Genomic DNA, 26,665 nt, shown 5'->3' with positions numbered 1-26,665 from the left:
CGGCCCGCTTTTTCGCGTACGGCTTTCCGGCGGGACGCCCCCGGGCCATGATGGAAACCATGATCGACCCGCTTCTCGACCTCACCGCAGAGATCCGCGCCCGGCTCCAGCCGCTTCCCGAGGGGCGGAGGCCCCAGCTCCTGGGATGCGTGGAGGGCGCCTGCCTGCTCCACGACCATGCGGGGCTGCACCATCGGACCTCGGCGCAGGCGGCCCTTCCCGCCGGGCCCTGGGACCTGTCCCCCCTCATCGACCACACCCTGCTGAAGGCCGAGGCCACGGGCGCGCAGGTGGAGGTCCTCTGTGCCGAAGCCCTGAAGCACGGCTTCGCCTCGGTCTGCGTCAACCCCCTGTGGGTGCCCCTGGCCTCGTCCCTGCTGAAGGGCAGCGCCGTCCGGACCTGCACGGTGGTCGGCTTCCCCCTGGGGGCGTCCTCCCTGTCCGCCAAGGCCCACGAGGCAGAAGTGGCCGTGAAGGAAGGGGCGCAGGAGGTGGACATGGTGCTGGCCGTCGGTGCCGCGAAGGGCGGCGACTGGGACATGGTCCGCCGGGACCTGGAAGGGCTGAGAGCGGCCGTTCCCGCGCCCACGGTGCTCAAGGTCATTCTGGAGACCTGCCTGCTCACGGATGCCGAGAAGGAGCGGGCCTCGGCGCTCGCGCTGGAGGCGGGCCTCGATTTCGTGAAGACCTCCACCGGCTTCTCAACGGGCGGCGCCACCGAGGCCGATGTCGCGCTCATGCGCCGGACCGTGGGCACGGGCATGGGCGTGAAAGCCTCCGGCGGCATCCGCACCTACGAGAAGGCGCTGGCCATGGTCCTGGCCGGGGCCACCCGCCTGGGGCTTTCCGCCTCCGTGGCGGTGATTCAGGGGGGAGCCGGCTCAGAGGCCTACTGAAAAGTGCTATCCTCACAGATAGCAGTCCCGGCGGAGGTTCTTGTGGCAAAGCTTGATCTCATCATGTTCGAGGAGGAGTACAAGCTCCTCCACGAGATCATCGGCCGCCTCCAGAAGGACGCCTCCGCCAAGGTGGTGTTCCTGGTGGACAAGAACGGCCAGCAGATCGCCGCCGCGGGCGACGTGAAGAGCATCGACGCCACCAGCCTCGCCTCCCTCACCGCTGGCAACGTGGCGGCCACGGACGGCCTGGCCAAGCTCATCGGCGAAAAGGAATTCAGCCTCCTCTTCCACGAGGGCGAGCGGGACAACCTGCACATCTCGATCGTGGGCAAGCGCGGGATCCTGGTGGTCATCTTCGATCAGAATTCCAGCCTGGCGCTGGTGCGCCTGCGGGTGAAGAAGGCCAGCAAGGAACTCCAGGAGATCTTCGACCAGGTGGAACAGCGCGCGCAGAAGGAATCCGACAGCGGCAACCGCTTCGAGAGCCCCTTCTCGGAGATCACGGACGAAGACATCGACCGCCTCTTCGGCGACTAAGCCTGGGGCACGGACATGACCTTCATCAACTACGCGTCCCGCGAGATCAACTGCAAGATCGTCTACTACGGCCCCGGCCTCTGCGGTAAGACGACGAACATCCAGTGGATCTACGAGCAGGCGAACCCCGACAAGAAGGGCAAGCTGGTCAGCCTCGCCACCGAGACGGATCGCACCCTCTTCTTCGACTTCCTGCCCCTGGACATGGGCACGGTCAAGGGCTTCAAGGTGCGGTTCCACCTCTACACCGTGCCTGGCCAGGTGTTCTATGACGCCAGCCGCAAGCTCATCCTGCGCGGCTGCGACGGCATCATCTTCGTGGCCGACAGCCAGAAGGCGCGCATGGAGGCCAACATCGAGTCCATCGCGAACCTGGCGACCAATCTCAAAGAGAACGGCTTCGACGTCCGCAACATCCCCTACGTCCTCCAGCTGAACAAGCGGGACATGCCCTCCGCCGTGCCCGTGGCCGAGATGGAGCGCCTGCTTCGTTTCCGGAACGAGCCCATGATCGAAGCCGTGGCCAGCCAGGGCACCGGCGTCATCGAGACCCTCAAGGCCGCCGCCCGCCAGATCCTGATGGAGCTCCAGAAGAACTAGGGCGGACGACAAGGATCACAGGTCCCGCCCCTCCCCGCTTGAATCCAGGCCCGCCTCCGGTAGAATGGATGTTCACGCTTTCCGGAGTAGCTCAGGGGTCAGAGCGGGTGACTGTTAATCACTAGGTCGGGGGTTCAAATCCCTCCTCCGGAGCCAGAAAACAAAGCAGTTAGCGCCACCTTCACGGGTGGCGCTTTTTTGTTTTGCTACAACCGTGCTACAGCCTCTAGCCGTGCTGTGTGCGGCCCAGTGCGGTCTGGTGCGGTGACGCACCTGCGAATGGGCTGCGGGCTCGGGGTGCAACAGGTGATGAGAACCGGCTCCTCCACGGTTTGGCCGGGGGTGGTGGGCTGGGTTGACTGCTGTAGCACGGCGCCGGAGGAGGCTTTCGGGCATTCGTACAAGGTCACCCCGATGGGTGATGGAAGGCAGAGGGCGGAAGGCCGGAGGCCTGGAACCCTCTGGGTGGCAAGTTGGGCGTGGCGCCTGACTGTTGCGGATCGGATGGAAAGCCAATCGTGGTGCGGTTCTGCGCGCGCCAGTCCTTGGCGCAGGCGTGAGCTCCCGCACCCGAATCGCAACCATCCAGGAGAATCCGCATGAACCGCAAAGCAAACGACAGCGCCAAACTTGTGTTGCACAGCCGTGTTGGGCGCGACCACTACCAAACCCTCGAATCCTACGCCGAGCGGCGAGGATGCAGCCTGACCCAGGCCTTGAGGGATGTCCTCAGCGACTTGAAGCAACGTGAGCTGGAGGACACCTCCGGGACACGGCTGGAATCCTTGGCGCGAACCCTGACCAGCATCGTCGAGCAGCAGGCCCGCCACGCCACTCGCCTCGAAGCCCTGGTCGCCATCATCCGCAAGGTGGAGGAAGGCCAGGCCGAGCGGGAGGCCCAGATCCTCCAGACACTGGCGGTGGTGACGAGCCTCACCCAGCACACCTACGCCTACCTGATGGGCGTGGTGGAGACCAGCCCACGGGCGGCGGATATCACTGCCTCTGGGGAGGCGAAGGTCCAGGCCCTTCGAGGGGAGGCCTGACATGGCCATCATCAAGCCCGGCTTCCGGCCGGGATTCCGGGGGCGCACTTCCCCTCCCAGCTTGAGTCGACGGGCGCACTACCTGGTGGCCCAGCAAGGCCGGGATTCTGCGCGACTCCTCGGGATGGAGGGGAAGGATCTCACCCCTTCCCAGGCCATTGAGGCCATGGGCGGGAAGACGGCTTCGTACCACGAAGTCATCGTGTCTCCCTCCGAGTCCGAATGCCGAACGATCCTGGGTCGTAATCCGTCGGATCCTTCCCGGGCCGCGGAGGAATCGGGGCATCGTCTGGCCAGGGCCTATGCCAACGGGCGCCCCTATCTCCTCGCCATCCACGAGCAGGATGGACGCTTTCACTTCCACATCGCCGTGCGCGGAAGCATGCCCGAACAGACCCTCGGGCGGCACGGTTCCTTGCAGAAGCACTGGGATCGGGAGTTGTTCGGGGACGAGCCGAGGATCCGGGACTGGGAAGCCCATCAGAGGTTCAAGGCAGAGAAGGTCCGGCTCCAGGGGGTCATCCGGGAGCAGAAGGAGAACGAGCGTCAGCGTCGGGAGGCCGTGAAGCGGGCCGAGCCCGGGCGCAAGGTCGAAGCCGCACGCCCCTTCGAGCGGAAGGCTCGACTGCTCATCGAGCGGCGCTGTCTGACAGAGCTGGCAGCGCTCCGGGCCCGCTACGAGTCCCGAGGGATGCTCGGCAGCCCGCGGCACAAAGCAGAGTTGGAGCAGATCGAGCATCGCCGCACCGGGTCGCTGCGTCGCCTGGAGAAGCGGGAGACCTCCCGGGAGCTTGGTGTAGCCAAGGCGCGTCTGGGCCGGGCCGTGGATCAGGGCGGTCGCGTAGTGCAGCGCGGGGCCCGAGTGGCTGGTCGTGTCGGACGGATGGCTTTGGACAAGGCCATGAAGGAACTCGGGGTCCCTGCCCCACTCCGCAAGGTCAGCCGTGCGGGCCTGGTGCTGGTCCAGGAGGCGGCGCAGGCCTCGATCCGGGCCTCCATGGAGGTGGCCAAAGCCGCAGCCCGGAGCGGGATCCATGTGGGACAGGCCTCCGCGAAGCTGGCCAAGGGACTGGTGGCGGCCTTGCCGACCGCTGGGGCCTCGCTGAAGGTGGCCGGAAAGGAAGCGGGTCAGGACCTGGCCCAGGCTGGCAAAGAGTTGGGCCAAGGGGCCACCCGCGCAGGGGCCGAACTGGGCAAGGGGGCTGGCCGTGCCCTGGCCGCAGGTGGGCGTGAGCTGCTGCCCCAAGAAATCCAGGCGGGGGTCCAGATGGCCGCAGCGACGGCCCGGACGGCGGCAGGCGCCACCAAGGATCTTGTTACCCTCTCTCCCCTTTCGCTGGGCAGGACCCTGGCAGGAGGGGCCACGGACCTGGGCGCCACGGCGGCTCGGAGTGCTGGCCTGACAGCCAAACTCCCCGAGCCCATGCGGCGGGCCCTGCAAGTGATCGGATGGCTTCCCGCTGTGGGGAGCGTCTCGAAGGTCGCCGAGGTGGCGGCCGAAACCACGAACACCGTCGCTCATGCCGCATCCCGCGGCCCGGAGGTAGACCGATGACGGACCTTGTTTTCCACTTCCTTTCCGCCTGGAAGGCCTGGGGGGCGTACCTGCTCCTGGCCTTCGGGTTCCTTGGGGCCTTCTGGTCCTTCACCCGCTGGTACCTCGTGGAGCAAGAGGAGCCCTTGGCCCTCCTCCACAACCGCTTTGACGGGGTGACCCGCTGGTTGCTCCGCCATCGTCGCTCGAAGAAGACCCTGCCCGTGAGCCTGGCGGCCCTCGGCCTCGGGGGTGGGATGCTCCTGGCCCTGGAGCAGAAGGAATTCCTCCTGTTGGCCTTCCGGAACGCGGCGCTGTTCCTTGGCTTTCATGCGGGTCTCGTGCTCCTGGCCTTCCTGGTCTGGCTCACCTGGGACCGGAAGCCCAATTACATTCGCTCAGGCGAAGGTAGGGCCGAGGCCCAGTTCAAGGATGTCCCTGAGGACTTCGGTCCCTACGAGGTCCAGGACGGGCGCCGGAAGGGTGACGGCAGGCCCACGGCCGAACTGCTCGGATTCCGTGCTCCCACCCTGGCATCGCGCTGGACGCTGGTGCTGCGGCAGCGGTTCAAGGGCTTCCTGACCCTGGTCTCCCTCACCTGGGAAACCCTCAGCCGCCATCTCTTCGTCTTCGGGGTCCAGGGCTCGGGGAAAACCACAACCGTCTTCGGGCATATCCAGCATTCGGCCCTGTGCCCCTGGATCTACCAGGACTCGAAAGCCGAGCTGCCCTTCCGGGACACCTTCCCCAACACCTGCCTCTGGGGGTTGGATGTTCGGGGCCATGAGACTCGTTCGGGTGTCTGGAATCCCATGGAGGAGATCCGCTCGAAGGAGGACCGGGATCTGCTGGTGGACTACCTCTTTCCCAGCAACCCCCACGATGCGAACCCGTGGGTCCGGGACATGGCCCGGGCGGTCTTTGGGGCGATTCTGGCTTCCCGCCGCTGGTCCAGCATCCAGGAGATCGCCCGGACGCTGAGGGAGAGCCGACTGGAGCCGTTCCTTGATGGTCTGGATCCCATCTACCGGGATGCGATGTCCGAGCCCAAGAGCCAGGTGCCGGTGCTCCAGGATCTGGTGGTCTCCCTGAGTCGCTGGGAGACCGAGCGCATCAGCGCCATCACCGAGGGTCCCAGCACCGTCACCATCGACGACTTCATCCGCCGGGGCGGGTATGTCATGAACTGCGAGATGTCCGATGCCCTGCGGGTGCCGGTCCACTGCTTCTGGGGCATGATCTTCGGTCGCCTCCGGAACCGGGCCGAGGGCGCCTCACCGATCATCCTCCTGCTGGACGAGTTCGGGGACTGCGGGCGGCTCCCGAACATCGAGCGGGCCCTGGTGCTCCTGCGCTCCAAGGGCGTGTCCATCGTGGCGGGCATCCAGAACATGGGGCTGCTCCAGGATGTCTACCCCAGGAACTGGCAGGCGGTGCTCCAGGGGTTCGGCACCAAGATCTGGCTGGCCCGGAACATGGAGGACGATCTCCGGGAGAAGCTGAGCCGGGTTCTGGGCAAGTGGACCCGCCGCATCCCCCCGGTCAACAAGAACGCCCAACCGACGGAGAAGGAGGCCGACCTGATGCCTGTGGATGCCTGGGGGCGCTGGTCCGAGGAGCGGGCGGCGCTGGCCCGGTCCCACGGGTTCACCTACTGGCTGCCCCTGAGCCTGACCGTGACCCGCCCGCCCCTGGGGGTGCCGGTGGTGGCCGTGGATCCCTGGGAGGAGGCCGAGGCCCTGGCGAAGGCTGCCATTCAGGCCGTCACGCCGCCGGACTGGAAGCCGGAATCGATCCAGATCCCGGCTGGCCTCGTGGCTCCTTCGGTCGCTCCCGAGGTGCTCGTGCTCCCGGCGGGGGAGGACTGGCTGTGAGCGATCAGGGATGGGTTTCTTACGCGCGGGGCCTGGTGGAGGACAGCCTTGCCAGCCAGGAAGGTTGGGCTGACATCGTCGTGGATCTTCGGGGCGAGGGCCTCGACGAGGAGGTGATATCCGCGGTTCTCCGGGAACATCAGGCCTGGGCCGAGGAGGCCCGGGAGTGGAAGCAGCACGGCTTCCCGTACGAGGAAATCGTCCGGCACCTCCGGGATGAGGTCTCGGCCGGGTGGGGAGATGTGGCACATGCACTCATGGAGGTCGGGATGGCCCCGGCGGACATGCTCCGGGTGGTGCTCCCAGGCTTGGAGGAGGGCGAAATCCCTCCGGTCGTTCGTGCCGCCTTGCTGAGGGACCCCGAGGATTCGAATAGGGATGAGGCACGGGAGGTGGTCGATTACTTCTTCCCAGGCGTGGGCGAATGCACCGCCACCCGGTCCCCGAGAGACTTCGGCAGCTAAGGATGGGGCTTGAGAGCGTGTATTTGTGGTGGTGGAGCGCACGGAGGCCATGCTCCCGTGCGCTTTCCGCTGCATGCGCGAAAGTGGTTAGGGCCAGGGGCTCCACATCTGCATGTCGTGTTGGCCTGGGCTGCGCTTCTCTTCGCGCGCCCCGGGGCGGCTAGGCCTCGGCTTCCGCTCTGCTGGGGAATGGCCTCCCATGGCATGCCGAGAGAATGGCCACGACACATACACGCAACACTCCGAATTGCGTGTAATGGTGACGAGGTCCAACATCACGAAGAGACTTCTTCCACTTGCGAGCTGGAAAGGCAGAGGGGACCGTATGGCAACAAACGGCGATTCACCACTACCTCATGGCATGAAGAAGCTCGATCTGGGCGATGCCGTTCTGGCCTTCCTCGGCGACAAGATCACCTTCAACCCCAAGAATTCGCACAACCACTACACCTTCCACTTTGGTCCGGCGACTAAGGTCATGGATGTCCATCGCACCCGACGGGTGAAAGGTGAACCAGAGGTCCATGAAACCATTCTGAAAATTCCTCACGAGAAACTGCCAACCCTCCTTGAGGGCCTAGGGCAGGAAATCCTGGACGCTTATTTGTCTTCGCTTCGGCCCCTGCGTATCGGATGGATGGCCCGGCACCGGATTGGCGCGGAACCGGGCTTTTTCCCTTCTGAATCGAGATGGTCAGAGGTCACATCTGCGCGAAAGGGGCGCCTGTACATTGATGAGGAAAAGGTCGCCGCCGGCATGGGACAGTTGGAATTCTTGGATGACCTTTTCGACCTTCGCATGGGCCAATGCTTTTCGCTGATCAGCTGCAAGAATCCTTATCGGCGGAAGATCTTCGGGTTCGGTATCCGGCTGGTGGGAAGGCACGGACATCCAAAGCTGTTCTGGTGTTCCTATCGGGCAATCAGTCGATGGCTCGACGAGTTGGGCTCGAAGATGGAAGCCTTTGTCATGGCCCTTCAACAGTCTGGGCCAACCGACGACGATCACCCAGTATCAAATGGGACGAAGACGAGCCCTTGCCTGGAGTAGCAGCCAGAAGCTCACAGGCCCACCGACCATGGCGAAGCGGGTTCATTCAGATCCTGATATTTGGGTAAACAGCTCTTGTGGCACTTGGCGATATTCGAGTCGGAGGCATGGACTCACGGCTTTGCATGCCCATCTCCGGTTCAGGCACTGCCGGTTGTCCTGATCCCGCGCCACAGCGGCCCTACCCGCTCTCTGCCCGGTTCACTGCGTTACCCGGTTCGTTCCCGGTCCAGGCCTGGGGAGCGGGGGACCCCGGCGTTTCGTGCCCCGACCCGGTGGGCACGGAGAAACGCCATGACCTCTTCCAACCTTCCCCTCTTCGATCAGCCGAACGCGAGCGTTCCTGCACAAATTCGGAACTTTCCTGTCTCCGAAACCGTGGCTCTCTATGGGCCGGAAGCTCTCTCCGATGCCCAGATCATCGAGGCCATGCTGAATCGCGCCCGCCCTGGACGTGCCGAGGAGATCCTCCGCCAGGTCGAGAGCCTGGGGCGCTTGGTGGCCCTGGGGCCTGCCGAACTCCAGACCATCGGGCTCACGAAGGGTGAGATGGCCCGCTTCGCGGTGCTCCAGGAAGTGCAGCGACGATCCACCCGCAGCTTCGAGCGCCCAAGAATCTCTTCCCCCCGCGCCGCAGGCACCTATTTGTTGCCCAAGATCCAGGGCTGGACTGAGGAACGCTTTGGGATGCTGGCCCTCAATGCGAAGGGAGATCTAATCGCCGACCGGATCCTGGCTCACGGCACCGCCACCGCCTGCCTCATCAGCCCGCGGGAGTTCTTCCGAGAGGCACTCCGGTTTGGTGCCACCTCGGCCCTGGCTTGGCACAACCATCCTTCTGGGGATCCCACACCGTCCCGTGAAGACATACTGCTCACGAACCGCATGCGTGCTGCTGGCGAGAGTCTGGGGGTGCCTCTGGTGGATCACATGGTCATCGGTCGCGACACTTGGCACAGCTTCCGTGCCGCAGATGGGTGGGATAGGTGATGACCAGCTTGCTTAACAAGTAGCCAGATGCCGGTTTCCCGAAGAAAGGTGGTTGCTAGAAGCCCTCAAGACCTATGGCACAGTGCCTCGGAAGGAGGCCATCACCCTTCCTTAATGGCTTTCTTTAGCCGACTCACTAGAACGACATCTGGAGTAGTACGGGCGTTGACACTACGGACCCAATCGATAAGCCCACCACAAGGATGCCGACTTGCGTCGAGATCCTTCACCATCAGTCCCAACAGCCAGGACCCCAGTCCAACGAACGTCGCGCCCCCTGGATTTCCCGTCAGTGCGTACGTTGCGAGAGCCCCCGTCGGAGCCATGAGGTTTAGCCATGCCACCCGTTTAGTGCTGGAGTTGTAATACCTGACCTTGTCGTTCAAATCTCGAACCGCCTTTCTAAGGTCCTGGCCAGTCAAATTACCTCTCACGATTCCATAGACCAGATCGTTCAGTTGCGAGATATCCCGGGGACTAAATGCTGTATCTAATTCTCGAACTGGGGCATCGCCCTCCAGCGCAAGCACCTCTTCCAACACTGCTTCGACAGTTCCGATGGAAGCCAGCTGAGTGCCAGTGACCGCGCCCGAGTATGCGCTGGCACAAAACTCCGCCATCTTTTGTGGACCTTCATTCTCCAGCCCTACCGGCATGATCGTGGCACCCAAAGCCCCTGCCCACTCGACGGGCATGGAGGAGAAGAGAAGCTCCAGCAGTAAGTCCTTCCCAGTCTCTCTCCGAACCATCTCGCCTAGGATTCGTCCGAATCCATTCAGGGAGGTCGCCATAGCCCCCTTGGAGTGCAGGGCGTATTCGGCGGATGTCCAGGATTCCCCAAGTCCAGTAATCAGCCCTTCTCGCCATGGTGCCGGAGCGTTGTCTTGAACCATTTGGAGTAATTCTAATAAGATTCTTCTTTCAGCTACTCCAACAGGAGGGTAAAGCAATGGCATTCGCCTTCGGGCGTCTGCTACCGTGGCCGCAGCGAGACGCCTTGACAGGATGTATGGCCTGCTGTCCAGTTCGAATAGTCTCTCCAGGAAGCCAGTGGAGTAGCGATTTATAGGCTGTGGAAACAGAACCTGAATTCGGCCGCGATGAGCTAGTTCAATGAGGTCACTTTCGCTGATTGCCAATCCCTTCAGTGCAATATCGTGGTGGTCTCTGAGTGGGGCTACGAGCGTGACATAGCGGAACAGGGCCAAGCTGGTTCGGATATTGCGCGGGGGCAATACTGACGCATCAATTAAGCACCTCGACCCATCTATTGGAATTCCATTACCTAACCAATCCTTCGGGTCGGCTGACGGCCCACTGAGAATCTCAACATGGCGAGAAGCCCAAAAATCGTCGTCCTCCTCTACTGCCTGGCGGATGGGTATTGGAGTAGTTGGATTCAGCCACCGTGCCGGGAGCAGGTTGAGCCCATTGGAAGAAGGGATTTCGGGGACAGCAGCCTCAGCACTAACGAAGCGGTTCGGTGCGACCACCACTTCAACACGGAGTGGGAGACCAACTAAAAAGGGTTTCAAGGTCCCATGGATTACCGATGTTTCTTCGTGTGTCAGTTCCCTTGAGACAAACACAAAGCCTTTTTCAGGTGGCAGGTCGTCAAAGGTGAAATCAGGAAAACTCTTCGGCAAGAGGATTGCCAACTGCACATTTACATCATGAATTGTTAGCGGAGTCCCCCGGAGCATCGCCAAGTCTGCGGCTTGTTGCTCTAGGATCTTCAACCCACCTTCTGGAATGGAGGCTGCGAGGCTGATCGGGCAGGTTATGGCTTTGTTGTCTTTGAACCAGGTGTCTAGCGGGTCGCCATTTTTCGCCAACAGCCCCCTGGGGAGATCCGGGCACACAGCGTAGAACTTGTCCCCGAGCTTCCATAGTCCTTCGACTCTGACCTGCGGTTGGAGCAACAGTAGACGGACATAGGACCAAGAGGCGTGCCAAGCATCTCCCGGAACGGTGGAAGATAGATGGCCTAATTGGTCCGTAGGCATTGGCATTCCTTGAGTCTCTCTGATGTGATGTCGTGAAACCAAGGCCTGGGTGATCCCCCCCATGTCCACTGGTGTCGGTTCTTGCTGCAGAGGATACCAACCGAAAAGGGATGAACCATGGGAATATGCTGAATACCTCTTGCCTTTGCTAGGGATAGATCTGGAGTTGATTGTGCTCACAGGCGAGATCCGCAACCAAGTCGATGCCATTTGGAACGCCTTCTGGACGGGTGGAATCAGCAACCCCCTGGAGGTCATCGAGCAGATTACCTACCTGCTCTTCCTACGGCGGCTGGACGATCTGCACACGGTGGAGGAGCTCAAGGCCAACCGTTTTGGTAAGCCCATGGAGCGGAGCATCTTCCCGGATGACAACGACCCTAAGGGGCGCCCCTTTGCGGATCTGCGCTGGTCGCGATTCAAGAATTTTGAAGCGCGGGAGATGTTTAGCGTGGTGGCTGATCATGTCTTCCCGTTCCTGCAAAGGATCGGTGGCGACGAAAGCACCTATGCCCACCACATGAAGGACGCCCGATTCACCATCCCCAAGGCCGATCTGCTGGCCAAGGTGGTGGACATGATTGACAAGGTGCCCATGGAGGACCGGGATACCAAGGGCGACCTCTACGAATACATGCTCGGCAAGATTGCCACCGCCGGGCAGAACGGCCAGTTTCGTACGCCGCGCCACATCATCCAGCTCATGGTGGAGTTGATGGAGCCCAAGCCCACGGACCTCGTATGCGATCCGGCGGCGGGTACCTGCGGTTTCCTGGTGGCGGTGGGCGAATACCTGCGACAGCGCCATCCCGAGATCCTGCGGGATCCGGAGCTCCGAGAGCACTTCCACCACAAGCTCTTCCACGGCTTCGATTTCGATAACACGATGCTGCGCATCGGCAGCATGAACCTGCTGCTCCATGGCGTGGAGAACCCCGAGGTGGTCTACCGGGACAGCCTCAGCCAGGATCACGCGGGGGAGGACGAAAAATACACCCTGGTGCTGGCCAATCCACCCTTTGCAGGAAGCCTGGACTACGAGGGCACCGCCAAGGACCTGCTGGCCATCGTGAAGACCAAGAAGACCGAGCTGCTCTTCCTGGCCCTCTTCCTGCGCCTGCTCAAGCCCGGTGGGCGGGCGGCTGTCATCGTGCCCGATGGCGTGCTCTTCGGCAGCAGCAAGGCCCACAAGGAATTGAGGCGGATGCTGGTGGAGGACCAGAAGCTAGAAGCTGTCATTAGCCTTCCCGGCGGCGTTTTTCGGCCCTACGCGGGCGTCTCCTGCGGCATCCTCATCTTCACCAAGACCAACAGTGGCGGCACGGATCACGTCTGGTTCTACGATATGCAGGCCGATGGCTGGAGCCTGGACGATAAGCGAAATCCGCTGCTTGACGAGGAGAAGCTGGGCGCCTTGGCCACAGGTCTTACCGAGGCGGAGCACACCAAAAACAACTTGCCTGATGTCCTCACTCGCTGGATTCAGCGGACCACCACCGAGAGGGAACGGGACCGCACGGCCCAGAGTTTTTGCGTGCCTAAGGCCGAACTCGCAGCCAAGGGGTACGACTTAAGCCTCAACCGCCACAAGGAAGTGGTACATGAGGCCGTGGAACATGAAAGCCCCAAGCAGATCATGGCGGAACTGAAGAGGCTAGAAGTCGAGATCCAGCACGGGATGGCAGAGCTGGAGGGGATGCTGGGATGACTTCATGGCCTTCGCATCCGATTGCCGATCTAGGGACCGTGTACACGGGGTCGACACCTTCCACGGCAGATGACTCCCTTTGGGGTGGCAATATTCCCTTTGTAACTCCTGGGGAATTGGACCATTTCGACCCCATAACTAAGGCAGAGAGAACGATCAGCGCTGCGGGCGAGAGCGTTGCGAGGATGTTGCCACAGGGGGCCGTATTGGTTTGCTGCATCGGTTCCCTTGGAAAGGTTGGAATTGCGGGACAACCTCTCGCGACAAACCAGCAAATCAATTCGATTGTATTCAACGAGGACTTAGTCTGGCCGAGATACGGGTTCCACGCATGTCGATTACTCAAGAAAAAGCTCGTAGGGATGGCGCCCGCTACCACTGTGGCAATTGTTAGCAAGTCAAAATTCGAGCAACTCTCTCTCCCTCTCCCGCCCCTCTTAGAACAGCGTCGTATCGCGGCGATCCTGGATCAGGTCGAGGTTCTCCGGGCCAAGCGTCGCACTGCCCTTGCCAAGCTCGACACCCTCGCTCAGAGTATTTTCATCGAGACGTTTGGTGATCCTGTGGCGAATTCAATGGGATGGCCAGATACGACGCCTCTTGGTGATGTGGCCGATATTGTGTCCGGTATCACGATAGGTAGAAACCTGGATGGGCTCGCAACTCGCGAAGTGCCATACCTGGCTGTTGTGAACGTGCAAGATCGGGAGATACGGCTAGATGTTCTCAAATCCACTGAAGCCACGGAAGTTGAGATAGCTAGGTTTCGACTTCAAAAGAACGACCTATTGTTGACGGAGGGAGGTGACCCCGACAAGCTGGGGCGAGGCTCTCTTTGGCATGGTGAAGTGGTTGAGTGCATCCATCAGAATCACGTATTCAGGGTGCGGTTGACATCGCGAGTGGTCCATCCACTGTTCCTCAACTGGCTTGTTGGCAGCAGACGCGGAAAGACTTATTTCCTCAAGTCAGCCAAGCAGACGACCGGCATTGCCAGCATCAACATGACGCAGCTCCGAGGATTTCCCCTGCTGCTTCCACCGATGGCCTTGCAGGAGGTATTTGCGAAGCGGATGGACCTGGTGGATCACATGAAGACTGAACATCGCCGTTCCCTCGCTCACTTCGACGCCCTTTTCGCCTCCCTCCAGTACCGAGCATTTCGGGGGGAGCTGTAGCCATGCAGGGTGAATTCATCAGCGTCTGGCCGGAAACCTGGACTTGGATCTGGGAGCCTCTGTCGGCCCACGAGGAGTCGCCTTCAGACCTGTTCTGTGAGCTGTTTCGTGAACTGGCCCGTGCCATGAAAGAAGAACCAGGCGTCGAGGCGCTGGCGGACATTGTGGATGATTCCGCCATCAGTACGGAGGCCTTTCAGCGGACGCCTTGCGAAGCATTCAAGGGAGAGCGAGCGTTGCTGGCCTTCCTGGAATCGGCTCACGATGTGCTGGACGACCTAGGTGGTGACCCTCTCTCTAATAGCTATTTCAACCTGCTGGAGATCTTCATTCAGAAGTTCAGCCTGAGGTATGACCTGCGGCGCCCGTGCACGCTGTGCCCCACACTCCCCGGTGTTTTTGCCAGTTTGGTGAATCAGCTTCGGGAGTTGACGAGCCAGGATGAACATCTCCATAACCTAATGCGGGCCTACGACAACAGCATTCGGGACCTGCGCATTGATTGCTCCGATGAGCGAATCAAGACCTGCATTCAAAGACAGGTAAACCTCCTGGAGGCCCTTGGACAGACACATCCCGATGTCACAGGATCTGATCTTGGGCAGATCTGCGGCCAGATAACCACATGGCCGCACAAGGCGGTTCGGGCTTCTCTTTCGAGCCTCTACGGATTTGCGTCTGATTATCCGGGCATTCGCCATGGAGGGAGCCGGGGTGGTTCACTCCGCTCCATGGAGATGCGGGACTTGGTCGTGGTGTCCATTTTGCTTGCGGGATTTACGCCCTACCTCACCACCCAGATCGACGCTGACGCGGTTTATCAGGGGCGATGAGATGAGCGCCGTTCCGTGCTTCCCCGCATCACTCCTCGAAGGCTTGGCAAAGGTCCTTGGGGAGTGCGGCTCTGGTACGGACATCTCTCGCATCATTGCGAGTTGCGGATGGGAGGACGATTCCGGCGAATCCACTAAGTGGAAGCGGCTCTATGCCCTATTCATGGCCAGGCAATCGCAGGACCGGTGTGCAAACCACATTCTGAGCTTCATTCGCACCTTCCTGAGCCCCTCCCGTTTCGTGGGAAGGCAGGACGAGTTCGATGCCCATCGTCGGGAACTCAATGCGGTCCTCGCCTTTGCGGGATTGGACTTCGGTGCAGATGGGGAGTTCCGTCCGGTGAAAGCTGCCAAGACCATCCCAGAGGCGGAGGAACGTGCTCGGGTTCTGCGCTCCAAGCTGCACGGGCGGCCCATTCACCCTGAAGTAACCAGATACTGCCGGGCCGAGCTACTCCAGGAGAATTACTTTCACGCCGTCTTCGAGGCAGTGAAGGGCCTATTCCAGCGGATCCGCGAGATGTCAGGCCTCTCGCTGGATGGCGCTGCCCTGGTGGATAAGGCGTTCTCCAGTGAACGCCCCCACCTCGCCTTCAACACGCTGCGGACCGAGACAGAGCAATCCGAGCATAAGGGCTTCGCCATGCTCCTGAAGGGTGCCCACGGAGCGATCCGGAACCCCATTGCCCATGGCCCGAAGATTCTCTGGCAGGGTGAGGACGATGCCGCCGACTACCTGACGTTCCTATCCATGTTGCATCGAAAGTTAGATAACTGTGTTCCGACGGACTTTGGGGGGCGTGGATGACCCCCAGTGTTCACTCTCAGGCCTGGATAGTTGGTTACGACCCCGGCGGGGACGGCGCCCATGGCGTTGCGGCATGTGCCGTACACCAAGAGGATGGCCGATGGCGTGTCAAGGGGCTCCATTTCGCTTCCAGCCGCTGCCTGGAGGAAGCTGCGGAATGGGTGCAGACGCATACTCTGGATGGGCCCCTCCTTGCCATTGGAGTAGACACTCTTACGGAATGGAACGGCGGCTCGGCAGGTTGGCGCCCGGCGGACCGCTGGCTGCGCCGTGCCTACCCGACGGTGCAGAACAGTGTGGCGGCGCCTAATTCCATCTTCGGATCCATGCCCGTCGGTGGCATGGCTTTTCTGACCCTTTTACGCCCGCGTCTGGTGCAGGACGGCGGTTGGATCACAGAGGCCCATCCCAAAGTGCTCTTTTACGCCCTCACGGGCCGGAAGCACGCATGGGCCGAACAGCGCGAGGCCATGGCCGCATGGCTCCTTCAAGAACTGAATCTCGACCCATCCACAATCTCCTTCGGCGACCAGGACCACCCTTTCGACGCCGCCCTCTCGTTGCTTCCCGCCTTGCGCGCTCTTAATGGCGAATGGGCCCTGGACCTTCACAGCCTCCAAGATCCACGCTGCGGTGCAAGGATCTGTCCGCTGGGACCCACGCATTATTGGTGGCCCCAACCCTCTCTCACGCCCGAAGGTTGAATCCATGAAAGCTGTCGAAGCAAAGCTCCTGGCCTTCCTAAAGAAGTCTCCCCAGTTCGTGATTCCCATCTACCAGCGCTCCTATTCGTGGACGGAGCGGGAATGCCGCCAGCTCTGGAATGACATCCTGAAGGCAGGGCGAAGCAACAAAATTTCGGGCCACTTCGTTGGCTCCATCGTCTACGTGGAGCAGGGCCTGTACTCCGTGACGACCCAGTCGCCCCTGTTGGTGATCGACGGTCAGCAACGGCTCACTACGGTGTCGCTCCTCATCCTGGCTTTGGCCGAGGCTCTAGGCACCGCAGAACCGATCGAGGGTTTTTCTGCAAGGAGACTGCGGCATTACTACCTGGTTAACGCGGAAGAAGAGGGCGAGCGCTATTTCAAGCTTCTCCTGTCGCAAACGGATACGGCCACGCTGACCGCCCTGGTGGGTGGGACGCCCTTGCCGCAGGAACACTCAATCCGGGTGAAAGAGAACCTGGACCTGTTTCGTTCCTGGATTACCGAGGCCTCCGATGAACTCTCGGCCATCTGCGAAGGTCTGGCCAAGCTCATGGTGGTGGACATCTCCCTGGACCGGGACCAGGACAACCCACAGCTCATCTTCGAGAGCATGAACTCCACGGGCCTAGAGTTGAGCCAGGCCGATCTGATCCGGAACTTCATCCTGATGAGTCTCGACTGGGCGCCTCAGAAGCGGCTTTACGAGCACTACTGGCGGCCCATGGAGCGGGAGTTTGGTCAGCGCGCGTACTCCGAGGAATTCGATGGGTTCATGCGGCATTACCTAACCGTCAAGACAGGCGTCATCCCGAAAGAAGAGCATGTCTACCGGGAGTTCAAGCAGTACTCCCAGAGTTTCGAGACGGGAGATGAGGGGGTCGAGGCTCTGGTGAAGGACATCCGGACCCACGCTTCCTACTTCTGCCGAATGGCCCTGCATACCGAGCCGGATCCAGGCCTGCGGGCAGCCTTCAAGGATTTAAGGGAGCTGAAGGTGGAAGTGGCTTTTCCCCTACTGCTGGAGCTCTATGCGGACTACGACCAGGGCCTCCTGTCCAAGGAGGGCTTCCTGGAGGTCCTGCGCCTGATAGAGAGCTATGTGTTTCGCCGTGCTGTCTGCGAGATCCCCACGAATTCACTCAACAAGACCTTCGCGACCTTCACAAAGGGCCTGAAGAAGGACCGCTATCTGGACAGCCTCAGGGCGCAATTCATGACCCTACCCTCCTACAGGCGCTTCCCGAAAAACGACGAGTTTAAGCGCCAGCTCCAGGAACGGGACATGTACCACTTCCGTAGCCGCAGCTATTGGCTGCGCCGGTTGGAGAACCACGGACGCAAGGAGCCCATCTCAGTGGAGGAATACACCATTGAGCACATCATGCCCCAGAACGAAAATGTGCCCGCAGCTTGGCAGCAAGAACTGGGAGAGGATTGGCAGCGTATCCATGGGACCTACCTGCACAAACTCGGGAATCTCACGCTCACCGGGTACAACTCGGAATACAGTGACAAGCCATTTGCGGAAAAACGGGACATGGAAGGAGGATTCCGGGAAAGCCCCTTGCGTGTGAATCGGGGCATCGGCCTGCTTGAAACTTGGAACGAGGCGGCCATCCTTCAACGCGCCACCCAACTCGCGGATCAGTGCTGCAATGTGTGGACCGCCCCTGTTCTGGATGAGTCGACGATTGCGATGTTGACCCGCAAGGTGGCAAGCACTTCCACGCCCTACTCCATCGACGATCACCCCCATGTGGCGACGGGGGCGATGAAGGGGCTCTTCCAGATGCTCCGCCAGGCGATCCTCAGCCTCGATGCCTGCGTCAACGAGGAGTTCCTGAAGCTCTATATTGCCTATAAGGCCGAAACGAACTTCGTAGACATCATTCCCCAGGCAGGCCGCCTTCTGCTTTCCATCAACATCCCGTATCCCGAGTTGGACGATCCTAGGGGGTTGACCCGCGACGTGACGGGGCTCGGGCGTTGGGGGAATGGCGATGTTGAGCTGGGCGTCGCGACAGAGGGCGATATCCCCTACGCCATTGGCTTAATCCGCCAGGCATTTGAACGGCAGCTCGAATTCGTGGGTGGTGCCGGAAACGGCGAACTTGAGGATCCTACTGGCAGAAACCCCTCGGGCTCAGCTCAGAAGGCGGAATATCGTGCCTTTTTTGAAGCACTGCAGGCTCGATTCCTGGAACTCTGCCCTCAAGCCAAGTCAGGCACAGTTTCCGGCAAGCACTATCACCAGATTCCCGTAGGCATTTCCGGTGTGCACTATGAGTGGGGATTCCACGGAAGACCCCGCCAGAGCCTCGGAATCGAACTCCACTTTGAATCGAAAGAGGCTTCCCAGAACCACCCGCGCCTCGATCATTTCCAGCAGCGCTTCGCTGAGTGGCAAAAGGGACTTCCGCCCAACGTGCAGATCGAATTCGTTCGGAACTGGGGCCAGAACTGGTCCAGGCTGTATTTCTCTCGCCCGGCCATGAACCCATCGCCTGATCTCGTGGAACAAGCGGCCGAAGACATGGCGGCTCTGTATCGATCCACCATCGACCTTCTATTGGAGTCCTCCGGACGCTGACCCATCCCTGCCAGAGGCCTTCCGCCATGACTCACTTCGTTTTCCTCCAATCCGAATGGCCGCAAATCGCGGCTTCCGCCATCAAGGCGGAGTCTTTGGTCATGGGGGATCCCCGCACGGCGTGCTTCTATTCCCGGCGGGCGCTGGAGCTGATGGTGACGTGGCTCTACGAGCACGATGGCTCGCTCAGAAGGCCCTACCAGGACCATTTGAGTGCCTTAATCTTTGAGCCCACCTTCCAGGGCCTCCTGGAATCGCGCCTGGTGGCAAAAGCCAAGCTCATTAAGGATCTGGGCAATCTGGCGGTGCACAGCACCAAGCCGGTGCGGGTGGAGGATGCGGTCGCCGCTGTGCGGGATCTCTTCCATCTTGGTTTTTGGCTCGCAAGGACCTATGCCCGACAAGAGCGCCCCTCGGAGAATTTGGCATTCCGGGCCAGCGAGCTTCCACCCCCGGTGACCCAGGTGGCGGCGCAAACCCTGGCCCAGCTCCAGCGGTTGAACCTGGAGCTGGCGGAGAAAGACGAGGCCCTGGCCGCCGCCCAGAAGGCGCGCGTGGATCTGGATGCTGAACTGGAGCGGCTGAGGGCGGAGATCGCCCAGGTTAAGGCCCAGAACCAGGTGGTGCCGGATACCCATGATTATTCCGAGGCCGAAACCCGCGCCTTCTTCATCGACCTCCTCCTGAATGAGGCGGGCTGGCCCTTGGACCAGGAGCGTGACCGGGAATTCGAAATTCGCCCCTTCCCCAATGAGAGCGGCGTGGGTTACGCGGATTACGTGCTCTGGGGGAGCGACGGCAAACCCCTGGCAGTGGTAGAAGCCAAACGCACATCCAAGAGCCCCCAGGAAGGGAAGCAGCAGGCCAAACTCTACGCGGATGGCCTGGAGGGGATCTTCGGGCAGCGCCCTGTGATCTTCTACTCCAACGGGTACGAGCACTGGATTTGGGACGATACCCAGCACCCACCCCGCGAGGTGCAGGGCTTCCTGACTAAAGCCGAGTTGGAGCTGACCATCCAGCGCCGAACCAGCCGCAAGCCTTTGGGGGAAGCGGAAATCAACACCGTCATCGTGGAGCGTTCATACCAGCACCGGGCTATCCGGCGCATTTGCGAAACCTTCGAGAAGGAAAACCACCGCAAGGCCCTGGTGGTCATGGCGACGGGGGCTGGAAAGACTCGCACGGTGATCGCCCTGTCCGATCTGCTGATGCGCTGCAACTGGGCCAAGCGGATCCTCTTCCTGGCGGATCGGGTGGCCTTGGTAAACCAGGCCATCAACGCATTCAAGAAGTTCCTGCCCGAAAACAATCCCGTGAACCTGGTGACAGACAAGGATACGGAAGGCCGCATCTATGTCTCCACCTATCCCACGATGATGGGCCTCATTGACGAGGTGACGGACGGGCAGCGGCGCTTCGGGCCGGGCCACTTCGATCTCATCATCATCGACGAGGCGCACCGGAGTGTGTATCAGAAATACCGTGCCATCTTCCGTCACTTCGATAGCTACCTGGTGGGCCTCACGGCCACTCCACGGGACGAGGTGGACCGGGACACCTACGGGCTCTTCGACCTGGAGAAGGGCGTTCCTACGGACGCCTACGAGCTGGAGGAGGCCATTAAGGACGGCTATTTGGTGGAATACCGAAGCCGCGAGGTGCCTCTGAAGTTCCACCGCGAAGGCATCAAATACGACCAGCTCTCTGAAGAGGAGAAGGACGCCTGGGATGCGCTGGAATGGGAGGATGGCGAAGTGCCGGACTCTGTCCCTGGTAATGCCCTCCACGACTGGCTGTTCAACGCAGACACCGTGGACAAGGTGCTGGGCCATGTCATGAAACACGGCCTCAAGGTGGAAGGTGGAGACCGATTGGGGAAGACCATCTTCTTTGCGAGAAATCACCCCCACGCTGAGTTCATTGTCCAGCGCTTCGACGAGCTTTTCCCCCACCTGAAAGGCCACTTCGCCCAGGTGATCGATTTCAAAGTCAATTACGCGCAGACCTTGATAGATGCCTTCTCGAAAGCCAACCAGACCCCCCACATCGCCGTCTCCGTGGACATGCTGGACACGGGCATTGATGTGCCCGAGGTCTTGAACCTGGCCTTCTTCAAGCCGGTTCGTTCAAAGACGAAGTTCTGGCAGATGATCGGGCGCGGGACGCGCCTTTGTCCGGACCTCTTTGGCCCCGGCAAGGATAAGAGCCACTTCCTGATTTTCGACTTCTTCGAGAACTTCGAGTACTTCCGGCAGAATCCCAACTCCAAACCGTCACCCCTGCCGGACAGCCTTGGCCAGCAGCTCTTCCGTGCCCGCACGGAGTTGGTCCTTGGTTTGGACAAAGTCCTGGGCGATCGTGTGTCCGAGGGTGGGAATGAACCAGAGTGGATCCTGAGGGACGAGACGGCGAATTCCCTTCAACAGCAGGTGACAGCGCTCAATCCTGAATCCTTCCTCGTACGCCCACACCTGCGCCTGGTGGAGCGATTCTCGAAACCAGAAGCCTGGAATGCCGTAACAGTCATGGAAACACCAGAGGCCATCAAGATCCTGGGTGGTCTTCCCACTGGGCTGGAGGATGGAGGCGAAGAGGCCAAGCGTTTCGATTTGTTGGTGCTTAACCTTCAGCTTGCCGTGTTGCGAAAGGATGCGGGTTGGGAGCGGCATCAGGATCGTCTGGTCGCCATCGCACACGCCCTGGCGTCCAAGGGCAACATCCCGATGGTGGCGGCTCAGATGGAACTGATCCACGACATCTGCTCGGACCTTTGGTGGGAGGGGCTCACCCTGCCCATGCTGGAGCAGGCCCGCCGGAAGCTGCGGGATCTGGTGAAGCTCATGGATCGCGTGGATCGGAAGGTACTCTACACCGATTTCACGGACGAGCTGGGCGAAGAGAAGATCTCTGATCCTGTCTATGTCCCTATGGGCGTCAACATGGAGCGCTTCCGCGCCAAGGCTCGCCAGTTCCTCCTCAACCACGAGAACCACTTCACCATCCACCGCCTGCGCATGAACGAGCCGCTCACGGCGATGGATCTGGAGGAGTTGGAGCGCATGCTGCGGGAAGCCGGGCTTGGTAATGAGGACGAGCTGGAGAAGGCCAAGCAGGAAAGCCATGGGCTTGGTCTCTTCGTGCGCTCACTGATCGGCCTGGACCGAGCGGCGGCGAAAGCGGCCTTTGCAGAGTTCATTCAGGGCTCGACACTGAACGCCAGTCAGATCGACTTCTTGGGTATGGTAATCGATCACCTAACTGAACACGGTGCAATGAACCCGGCACTGCTGTACGAATCTCCCTACACGGATATCAATCCGATGGGTGTGGAGGGTGTATTCAACCCACCGCAAGTTGAGCTGCTGCTTGGGGTATTGGCGGACATACGGCAGAGGGCTGTGGCTTAGACGATCTAAGGTTTCATCCAGATTATTTGAGCCAGAAAAGTACACTAGCCTGCACAAACAGATTCGCCAAAGGCCGGAGGTTTCCTTTCGATCCGATGGGCCACCCAGGTTGTGATTACTTGGCGTTTTTCTTTGTTCTTGCCATGGACCTTAGGCCACTCACCTTTGTTTCACGGAACTCATCAGGGTTCGTTGGTATTGATGAGTTGCTCTCGAATGTTTCACCAGGGAGTGGTTGGCTGGTTCCTTTGTTCTGATCAGGTTTGATCGATCCCCGCACTTTGTGTGCCCTTTTTTTCTTGGGAACCCTCGATGCGGGACCACGACGGCTGATCTTGCCAGCCAATTTTAGAAAAAGTGCTTCGGCCTTTTCCTGATCTTCCTTCTTCCCTCTATTTACCAGAAGCGGGTTGAGAAGGATGCATGGGCGGGTCCCACTCGATGTCCGGACCCACGGACGAATGAGAATGTTGAACTCTTGTAGCCGCTTCAATGCGCTGCTATAGGCCTGTGCCGTTATACCGAGCTCCCTCGCAAGTGTTACCTGGCCCTGAAGAACCCAATTCCTGAACTCCATCCGAGAAAATAGGTGCAGGAGCACACGCAGCTCAGTTGGTAATAGCCGATCGGGGTGCTTTAGTGCTGTTTTCTTGGTACCCGCTTTTGTTTTGTCAGGAGCGCGCACTGGAAAACTACAGTCAAGAACCGATGTACTCTCATCCTCCTTGGGTGGATCTTCCGGCTTGATCCCAAGAATCGAGAAGATTTGCCGTTGCTGGATGGTTAAGTAGCTTGTCCTCTTGATTGGGGAGGAACTTCCCGCGGCGAGTAAAGGATTTTTTGAATCAGAACCTAGTTCTGGATCTTTCTTTATTTTAACCATAATTATTCCTTTAAATAAAATACATGTTATCTGTGTGGCCTAATATCTATGTATAAAAAAACATAATATATATTATCAAAAAATTGAGAAATCGTCTATCGAGATGACCGTCATTCCTAATTCTGAGGTCGGCCCATTACTCTTACGAAGTAAGAGTACTTCCCTGAGGGAAGAGGGTTCCATTCAGTCCTATCGGCGGGTGGGAAGATCTGACCCTGAAGGTTGCCCACTCGCCTTTTCATCTCTTCCAAGGTTCCACGCTGGCGCCGAGCGTTGAACAGGACACCTCAAAACCACAATCGACCAACACCATTCCTCCATGAGGTCAGGAAAGGTCTGCCTAAAAAACCAACGAAAGGTGAACCCATCATGAACCTGAAGTCTCACCAGCCTCCCCAGGGCTACCTCTCGACCAAGGATGCTGCCGCCTTCCTTGGGATTTCTAACCGCTGGTTGGAGCTGCTCCGCCAGATCGGTGGGGGGCCCGAGTATCTCAAGCTCGGACATCATAAGGTGACATATGCGATCCATGACCTGGTGATTTGGGCCGAACGATCCCGTCGTCGCAACACCTCCGAAGCTGGCCTCTCATCGTCTTCGGAGGTGGAGTAATGGTGCGAGTCAGCAGGCTGGAGGTTCCGTTGACCTGGTACCCTTGGCCTCCCTCGGAGTGGATGTCCGATCGCCACTTTCAGAGACTCTCGTGGGCCGAGAAAGGCCTAGCCAGGGAACTCCTGGACGAGTGTTACCTGGGCCGGACTATCCCAGCTGATGTGGAGGCCCTCGCCGAACGATTGGCTGTCGAAGCCAGTGAAATTCGCGATCTCTTGCCACGGGTGATGCGCTGGTTCGCCCCCTCCGGTGAGGGTGTCCTTTCGTGCCCCTGGATCGAAGCGGTAAGAGCGAGCCAGGACCAGGTACGCCTCCGACAGGCTCAGCGCAGGTTGAAGGGCGCTGACGAAGGCGATATCACCGCGGTTAACCACGGTTCAGGAGTACAGGAGAGTACAGAAGAGAAGAATAGAGAAGAAGAGAGTGAGAGAAATGCTTGCGCGGAGTCGGATGCTCCGACTCCCGCGCGCGGCGGCACTCCTCTCTCTCTTCCTTGTCGCGGCAAATCCGCTCCGGGTTGGGAGATCCCTAATGGGGTCTGGCGGCAGTGGGAGCAGGCCTTCCCTGGACTCGATCTTCTGACGGAGGTCCTGAAGATGAGGGCTTGGCTGAATGCCAATCCTCACAGGCAGAAGACCCCTGGGGGAATGGAGCGGTTTGCCTATTCCTGGCTGGCCCGGGCGAAGGAACCCGGACAGGGCCCGGGTATCTCCAGGGTATGTGATACGAAACCTCTGTCGCGAACACCTGGGTTGGACAAGGATTTCCTGGACCAGCTGGGGCGATCTGAGGAAGAGGAGGGTGGTGATGGTGCATCCTAGGACGCTTCACCTTCTTTCGAAGATTGGGGTTGCCCCTGCCGAATTGGAGTGCCTGGACATGCCGGTGTTCCATCCCATTCCGCATGTTCCATCTGGATACGGGCTCATCGGCGGAACAGGTGCAGCCAAGACTTCTCAGCTTGTGCACCGGCTTGCGGAAACCATCGAAAGGTTTGTGGTCGAGAGCCCGGATCCAGAGAAGGCAGTCTTCCCCTTTTATCCATTTGCCCGATGGATCAGTTGGCCGGAAGAAGTCGAAAAACTGAAGCGGATGAGTGCCACAGATGGGCACCGGGAACTGGACTCGCTGATCACCCTTTGGAAGGAAGCCCGCCAGCTCTACCTTGATGACATCGGGCAGGAGAGGTTCGGTTCGGAAAAAGATTATGCGCAGGGTGTGTTCGCGGAAGTGCTGGACTACCGATATCGAAACCAACTGCCGATCTTCTGGACCTCCAACCTCGACGAGTCTCAGTTGACGACAAGATACGGAGCTCGACTCATGAGCCGCCTCCTCACTGTCTCTCCGGTCAACAAGGTCAGATCACAGGATCTGCGGTTGGTCGGATTGAAGGCTCGAATGAAAACCACTTAAAGAGTTCGCTCTTAACGGTCCTGCAAGGGCCGCTGAGGAGGAGTTGGTAGTGCCGTTTTAACCGCACTGGCCGGAGGCCTGTGCCACAGCGGGCACCTGAGTGCCCAGAAGGAGAGAAGCATGAATAAGATGTTCGACGAAACTTCCACCTACACGTTCCTTGCGAGCCTGGTGATGGAGGCCCCCACCCTCAGGTTTGCCTTCAAGATGCGTCCCGAGGTCGCTTTCGTCAGGGGTGTTCGTCGGGAGGGGTGCGATTATGTGAGGGTGATCGACCTCAAGAACGGGAACTGGGTCATCGTTGGGGTATTGGAATCAGAGGCCAACGATGGAGATCCCGCTCGGGTCTTTCTGACCATTTTCCGGAGCCGGCAGGAGATGCAAAAGGGGATGGACGCTGTAATGCAATGTCTCATCACCGGGACCATGAGCGAGCTTCTGGCCTAGTCTGGATCAGCAAGGGCGGGGGCCTGAATTCTGTCAGAATTGCTGCGCCTTCAATCAGGACACACAAGCCCCCAGGGAGGTCTACCGAAAGGAGGACTTGGCCCTGGGGGCTGTTCTCCTTTGGTGGAGCGTGAAGGGGATGTGAGATCCGAACGGAGGATTGCAATAGGGTGAAAATGACAAGCCAGGTGGATGGCGATGCGTGGGTATCCTTTTCGGAGTGAATTAATTCCATGACGATTTCAGGAGATTCCGTGAATCCATTTCTTGAATCAGGCCAGACGGAAGGACCCAAACCGGAACTCCCCTTACGGGTTTTTGCCCACTTAGATCAGTCGGAAAGATTGGAAGGAGACGAAGAAACATACCGTCTCTATTTTGATTGCGTCGATGCGCGCTGGATCACAAACGAGAGCCAAACTTCGGATTCATCGTTCGCTGAGAATGTGCCCATTTTCATTCTCCAGGTTGAATTCCAAGCAGACGATACGAATCATCCCTTCCATGACCTTCTACCCTTTATTCGGTTCCACCGCCGGAATGCGCCATGGCTATCGCTAGCTATTTCGAAGGGTGCGACTGATGAATCACCTCGGCTTTACTGGAATCTATTCTCGGAAGTCAGCGAGTCTGTGCATGTGGTTCGCGAGGAGGATGTCGCAGGAGACTCTCTGTTGCGGCTTCGCCATTACTCTTTAGCAGGTGACAGAGCTGCCACCGATGATGAGCTGGTCGACACGCTCATATGGGTAAGAGAAATAAACATGGCGGCTGTCTATGATGTGGGCCAAGGGAGCTGTGGTGCGCTTCTTGATAGGAAGGGGAGCGTACTCACCTATCTGGATTTTGGAGGAGGAGTGCAGGGACATGCACGCACCTTTCCAGGCTCTCTCAGTCAATTCTGTTTCTACAATAATCCGCCAATCATTCTCTCCCATTGGGATTGGGACCACTGGTCATCAGCATTGCGTGACAAAAGAGCGCTATCTGCGACATGGATAGTTCCGCGCCAACGGATAGGTCTAGTGCATTGGACTTTTGTCCAGAGTTTGAAAGCTGCCGGTGGAAA

Annotated in this window: 19 protein-coding genes and 1 tRNA gene; 18 read left to right on the top strand and 2 right to left on the bottom strand. The window is 59.7% G+C overall.

What is annotated here, in order from left to right:
• The first annotated feature begins 59 nt into the window (after nucleotides 1-59).
• The 10 genes from deoC (at nucleotide 60) to MLE64_RS10650 (ending at nucleotide 8,995) form a co-directional block, all read left to right on the top strand.
• The gene (gene deoC / locus MLE64_RS10695; protein WP_243317718.1) at nucleotides 60-896 is read left to right on the top strand and encodes a deoxyribose-phosphate aldolase; all 837 of its coding nucleotides are present in this window, start codon (nucleotides 60-62) and stop codon (nucleotides 894-896) included.
• A 42-nt stretch (nucleotides 897-938) separates the two neighbouring features.
• Nucleotides 939-1,436, top strand: a complete 498-nt coding sequence (locus MLE64_RS10690; protein WP_338028454.1) for a roadblock/LC7 domain-containing protein — start codon at nucleotides 939-941, stop codon at nucleotides 1,434-1,436.
• 15 nt (nucleotides 1,437-1,451) lie between these two features.
• Nucleotides 1,452-2,036 carry a GTP-binding protein gene (locus MLE64_RS10685; protein WP_243317717.1) on the top strand — a complete coding sequence of 195 codons (585 nt, stop codon included), beginning with the start codon at nucleotides 1,452-1,454 and terminating at the stop codon, nucleotides 2,034-2,036.
• Nucleotides 2,037-2,116: 80 nt separating this feature from the next.
• Nucleotides 2,117-2,192, top strand: a tRNA-Asn gene (locus MLE64_RS10680).
• 443 nt (nucleotides 2,193-2,635) lie between these two features.
• Nucleotides 2,636-3,082, top strand: a complete 447-nt coding sequence (locus tag MLE64_RS10675; protein WP_243317716.1) for a hypothetical protein — start codon at nucleotides 2,636-2,638, stop codon at nucleotides 3,080-3,082.
• Nucleotide 3,083: 1 nt separating this feature from the next.
• Entirely contained in the window at nucleotides 3,084-4,637 is a 1,554-nt protein-coding gene (locus MLE64_RS10670) for a hypothetical protein (protein WP_243317715.1), read from the top strand.
• Nucleotides 4,634-6,490 carry a type IV secretory system conjugative DNA transfer family protein gene (locus MLE64_RS10665; RefSeq protein ID WP_243317714.1) on the top strand — a complete coding sequence of 619 codons (1,857 nt, stop codon included), beginning with the start codon at nucleotides 4,634-4,636 and terminating at the stop codon, nucleotides 6,488-6,490. The genes MLE64_RS10670 and MLE64_RS10665 overlap by 4 nt, the downstream gene beginning before the upstream one ends.
• Entirely contained in the window at nucleotides 6,487-6,954 is a 468-nt protein-coding gene (locus MLE64_RS10660) for a hypothetical protein (RefSeq protein WP_243317713.1), read from the top strand. Before MLE64_RS10665 ends, MLE64_RS10660 begins: the two co-directional genes overlap by 4 nt.
• A 361-nt stretch (nucleotides 6,955-7,315) precedes the next feature.
• Complete coding sequence (locus MLE64_RS10655; protein ID WP_243317712.1) at nucleotides 7,316-8,005, top strand: hypothetical protein; 690 nt, start codon at nucleotides 7,316-7,318, stop codon at nucleotides 8,003-8,005.
• A 294-nt stretch (nucleotides 8,006-8,299) separates the two neighbouring features.
• Nucleotides 8,300-8,995 carry a JAB domain-containing protein gene (locus MLE64_RS10650; protein WP_243317711.1) on the top strand — a complete coding sequence of 232 codons (696 nt, stop codon included), beginning with the start codon at nucleotides 8,300-8,302 and terminating at the stop codon, nucleotides 8,993-8,995.
• A 101-nt stretch (nucleotides 8,996-9,096) separates the two neighbouring features.
• Here the strand turns inward: MLE64_RS10650 and MLE64_RS10645 are convergent, their stop codons facing one another.
• Complete coding sequence (locus MLE64_RS10645) at nucleotides 9,097-10,830, bottom strand: hypothetical protein (protein ID WP_243317710.1); 1,734 nt, start codon at nucleotides 10,828-10,830, stop codon at nucleotides 9,097-9,099.
• A gap of 343 nt (nucleotides 10,831-11,173) precedes the next feature.
• On the opposite strand from MLE64_RS10645, the gene MLE64_RS10640 reads away from it, so the two are divergent.
• The 6 genes from MLE64_RS10640 to MLE64_RS10615 all read left to right on the top strand — a co-directional run bounded on the left by MLE64_RS10640 (nucleotide 11,174) and on the right by MLE64_RS10615 (nucleotide 22,238).
• Nucleotides 11,174-12,709, top strand: a complete 1,536-nt coding sequence (locus MLE64_RS10640; RefSeq protein WP_423748255.1) for a class I SAM-dependent DNA methyltransferase — start codon at nucleotides 11,174-11,176, stop codon at nucleotides 12,707-12,709.
• Nucleotides 12,706-13,887 carry a restriction endonuclease subunit S gene (locus MLE64_RS10635; RefSeq protein WP_243317708.1) on the top strand — a complete coding sequence of 394 codons (1,182 nt, stop codon included), beginning with the start codon at nucleotides 12,706-12,708 and terminating at the stop codon, nucleotides 13,885-13,887. Before MLE64_RS10640 ends, MLE64_RS10635 begins: the two co-directional genes overlap by 4 nt.
• A 2-nt stretch (nucleotides 13,888-13,889) precedes the next feature.
• Nucleotides 13,890-14,720, top strand: coding sequence for a hypothetical protein (locus MLE64_RS10630; protein ID WP_243317707.1), 831 nt, complete (start codon nucleotides 13,890-13,892; stop codon nucleotides 14,718-14,720).
• A gap of 1 nt (nucleotide 14,721) precedes the next feature.
• Complete coding sequence (locus MLE64_RS10625) at nucleotides 14,722-15,528, top strand: TIGR02391 family protein (protein ID WP_243317706.1); 807 nt, start codon at nucleotides 14,722-14,724, stop codon at nucleotides 15,526-15,528.
• Between the two features lie 708 nt (nucleotides 15,529-16,236).
• On the top strand, nucleotides 16,237-18,828 hold the full coding sequence (locus MLE64_RS10620; protein WP_243317705.1) for a GmrSD restriction endonuclease domain-containing protein: 2,592 nt from the start codon (nucleotides 16,237-16,239) through the stop codon (nucleotides 18,826-18,828).
• A 26-nt stretch (nucleotides 18,829-18,854) separates the two neighbouring features.
• Nucleotides 18,855-22,238: a DEAD/DEAH box helicase family protein gene (locus tag MLE64_RS10615; protein WP_243317704.1), complete on the top strand. Its 3,384-nt coding sequence runs from the start codon at nucleotides 18,855-18,857 to the stop codon at nucleotides 22,236-22,238.
• Nucleotides 22,239-22,353: 115 nt separating this feature from the next.
• On the opposite strand, the gene MLE64_RS10610 is transcribed toward MLE64_RS10615, so the two are convergent.
• On the bottom strand, nucleotides 22,354-23,121 hold the full coding sequence (locus MLE64_RS10610) for a replication/maintenance protein RepL (protein ID WP_243317703.1): 768 nt from the start codon (nucleotides 23,119-23,121) through the stop codon (nucleotides 22,354-22,356).
• 1,491 nt (nucleotides 23,122-24,612) lie between these two features.
• On the opposite strand from MLE64_RS10610, the gene MLE64_RS10605 reads away from it, so the two are divergent.
• Nucleotides 24,613-25,149 carry a P-loop NTPase family protein gene (locus MLE64_RS10605; RefSeq protein WP_243317702.1) on the top strand — a complete coding sequence of 179 codons (537 nt, stop codon included), beginning with the start codon at nucleotides 24,613-24,615 and terminating at the stop codon, nucleotides 25,147-25,149.
• A 120-nt stretch (nucleotides 25,150-25,269) separates the two neighbouring features.
• Complete coding sequence (locus MLE64_RS10600) at nucleotides 25,270-25,596, top strand: hypothetical protein (protein WP_243317701.1); 327 nt, start codon at nucleotides 25,270-25,272, stop codon at nucleotides 25,594-25,596.
• The last annotated feature ends 1,069 nt before the right edge of the window (nucleotides 25,597-26,665 follow it).

Origin of the sequence: Geothrix paludis, assembly GCF_022808815.1 — a bacterium.
Classification (GTDB): domain Bacteria; phylum Acidobacteriota; class Holophagae; order Holophagales; family Holophagaceae; genus Geothrix; species Geothrix paludis.
Note: the sequence above shows the minus strand (reverse complement) of the source record. Positions and strands in the feature narration are given on the sequence as shown.

Excerpts from the sequence above, each read along its gene's own strand:
- MLE64_RS10620 (WP_243317705.1), top strand. The coding sequence starts at position 16,237 with ATGAAAGCTGTCGAAGCAAAGCTCCTGGCCTTCCTAAAGAAGTCTCCC.
- MLE64_RS10625 (WP_243317706.1), top strand. The coding sequence starts at position 14,722 with ATGAGCGCCGTTCCGTGCTTCCCCGCATCACTCCTCGAAGGCTTGGCA.
- MLE64_RS10655 (WP_243317712.1), top strand. The coding sequence starts at position 7,316 with ATGAAGAAGCTCGATCTGGGCGATGCCGTTCTGGCCTTCCTCGGCGAC.
- MLE64_RS10600 (WP_243317701.1), top strand. The coding sequence starts at position 25,270 with ATGAATAAGATGTTCGACGAAACTTCCACCTACACGTTCCTTGCGAGC.
- MLE64_RS10610 (WP_243317703.1), bottom strand. The coding sequence starts at position 23,121 with ATGGTTAAAATAAAGAAAGATCCAGAACTAGGTTCTGATTCAAAAAAT.
- MLE64_RS10615 (WP_243317704.1), top strand. The coding sequence starts at position 18,855 with ATGACTCACTTCGTTTTCCTCCAATCCGAATGGCCGCAAATCGCGGCT.
- MLE64_RS10685 (WP_243317717.1), top strand. The coding sequence starts at position 1,452 with ATGACCTTCATCAACTACGCGTCCCGCGAGATCAACTGCAAGATCGTC.
- MLE64_RS10665 (WP_243317714.1), top strand. The coding sequence starts at position 4,634 with ATGACGGACCTTGTTTTCCACTTCCTTTCCGCCTGGAAGGCCTGGGGG.
- MLE64_RS10650 (WP_243317711.1), top strand. The coding sequence starts at position 8,300 with ATGACCTCTTCCAACCTTCCCCTCTTCGATCAGCCGAACGCGAGCGTT.
- MLE64_RS10635 (WP_243317708.1), top strand. The coding sequence starts at position 12,706 with ATGACTTCATGGCCTTCGCATCCGATTGCCGATCTAGGGACCGTGTAC.
- MLE64_RS10675 (WP_243317716.1), top strand. The coding sequence starts at position 2,636 with ATGAACCGCAAAGCAAACGACAGCGCCAAACTTGTGTTGCACAGCCGT.
- deoC (WP_243317718.1), top strand. The coding sequence starts at position 60 with ATGATCGACCCGCTTCTCGACCTCACCGCAGAGATCCGCGCCCGGCTC.
- MLE64_RS10670 (WP_243317715.1), top strand. The coding sequence starts at position 3,084 with ATGGCCATCATCAAGCCCGGCTTCCGGCCGGGATTCCGGGGGCGCACT.
- MLE64_RS10605 (WP_243317702.1), top strand. The coding sequence starts at position 24,613 with ATGCCGGTGTTCCATCCCATTCCGCATGTTCCATCTGGATACGGGCTC.
- MLE64_RS10630 (WP_243317707.1), top strand. The coding sequence starts at position 13,890 with ATGCAGGGTGAATTCATCAGCGTCTGGCCGGAAACCTGGACTTGGATC.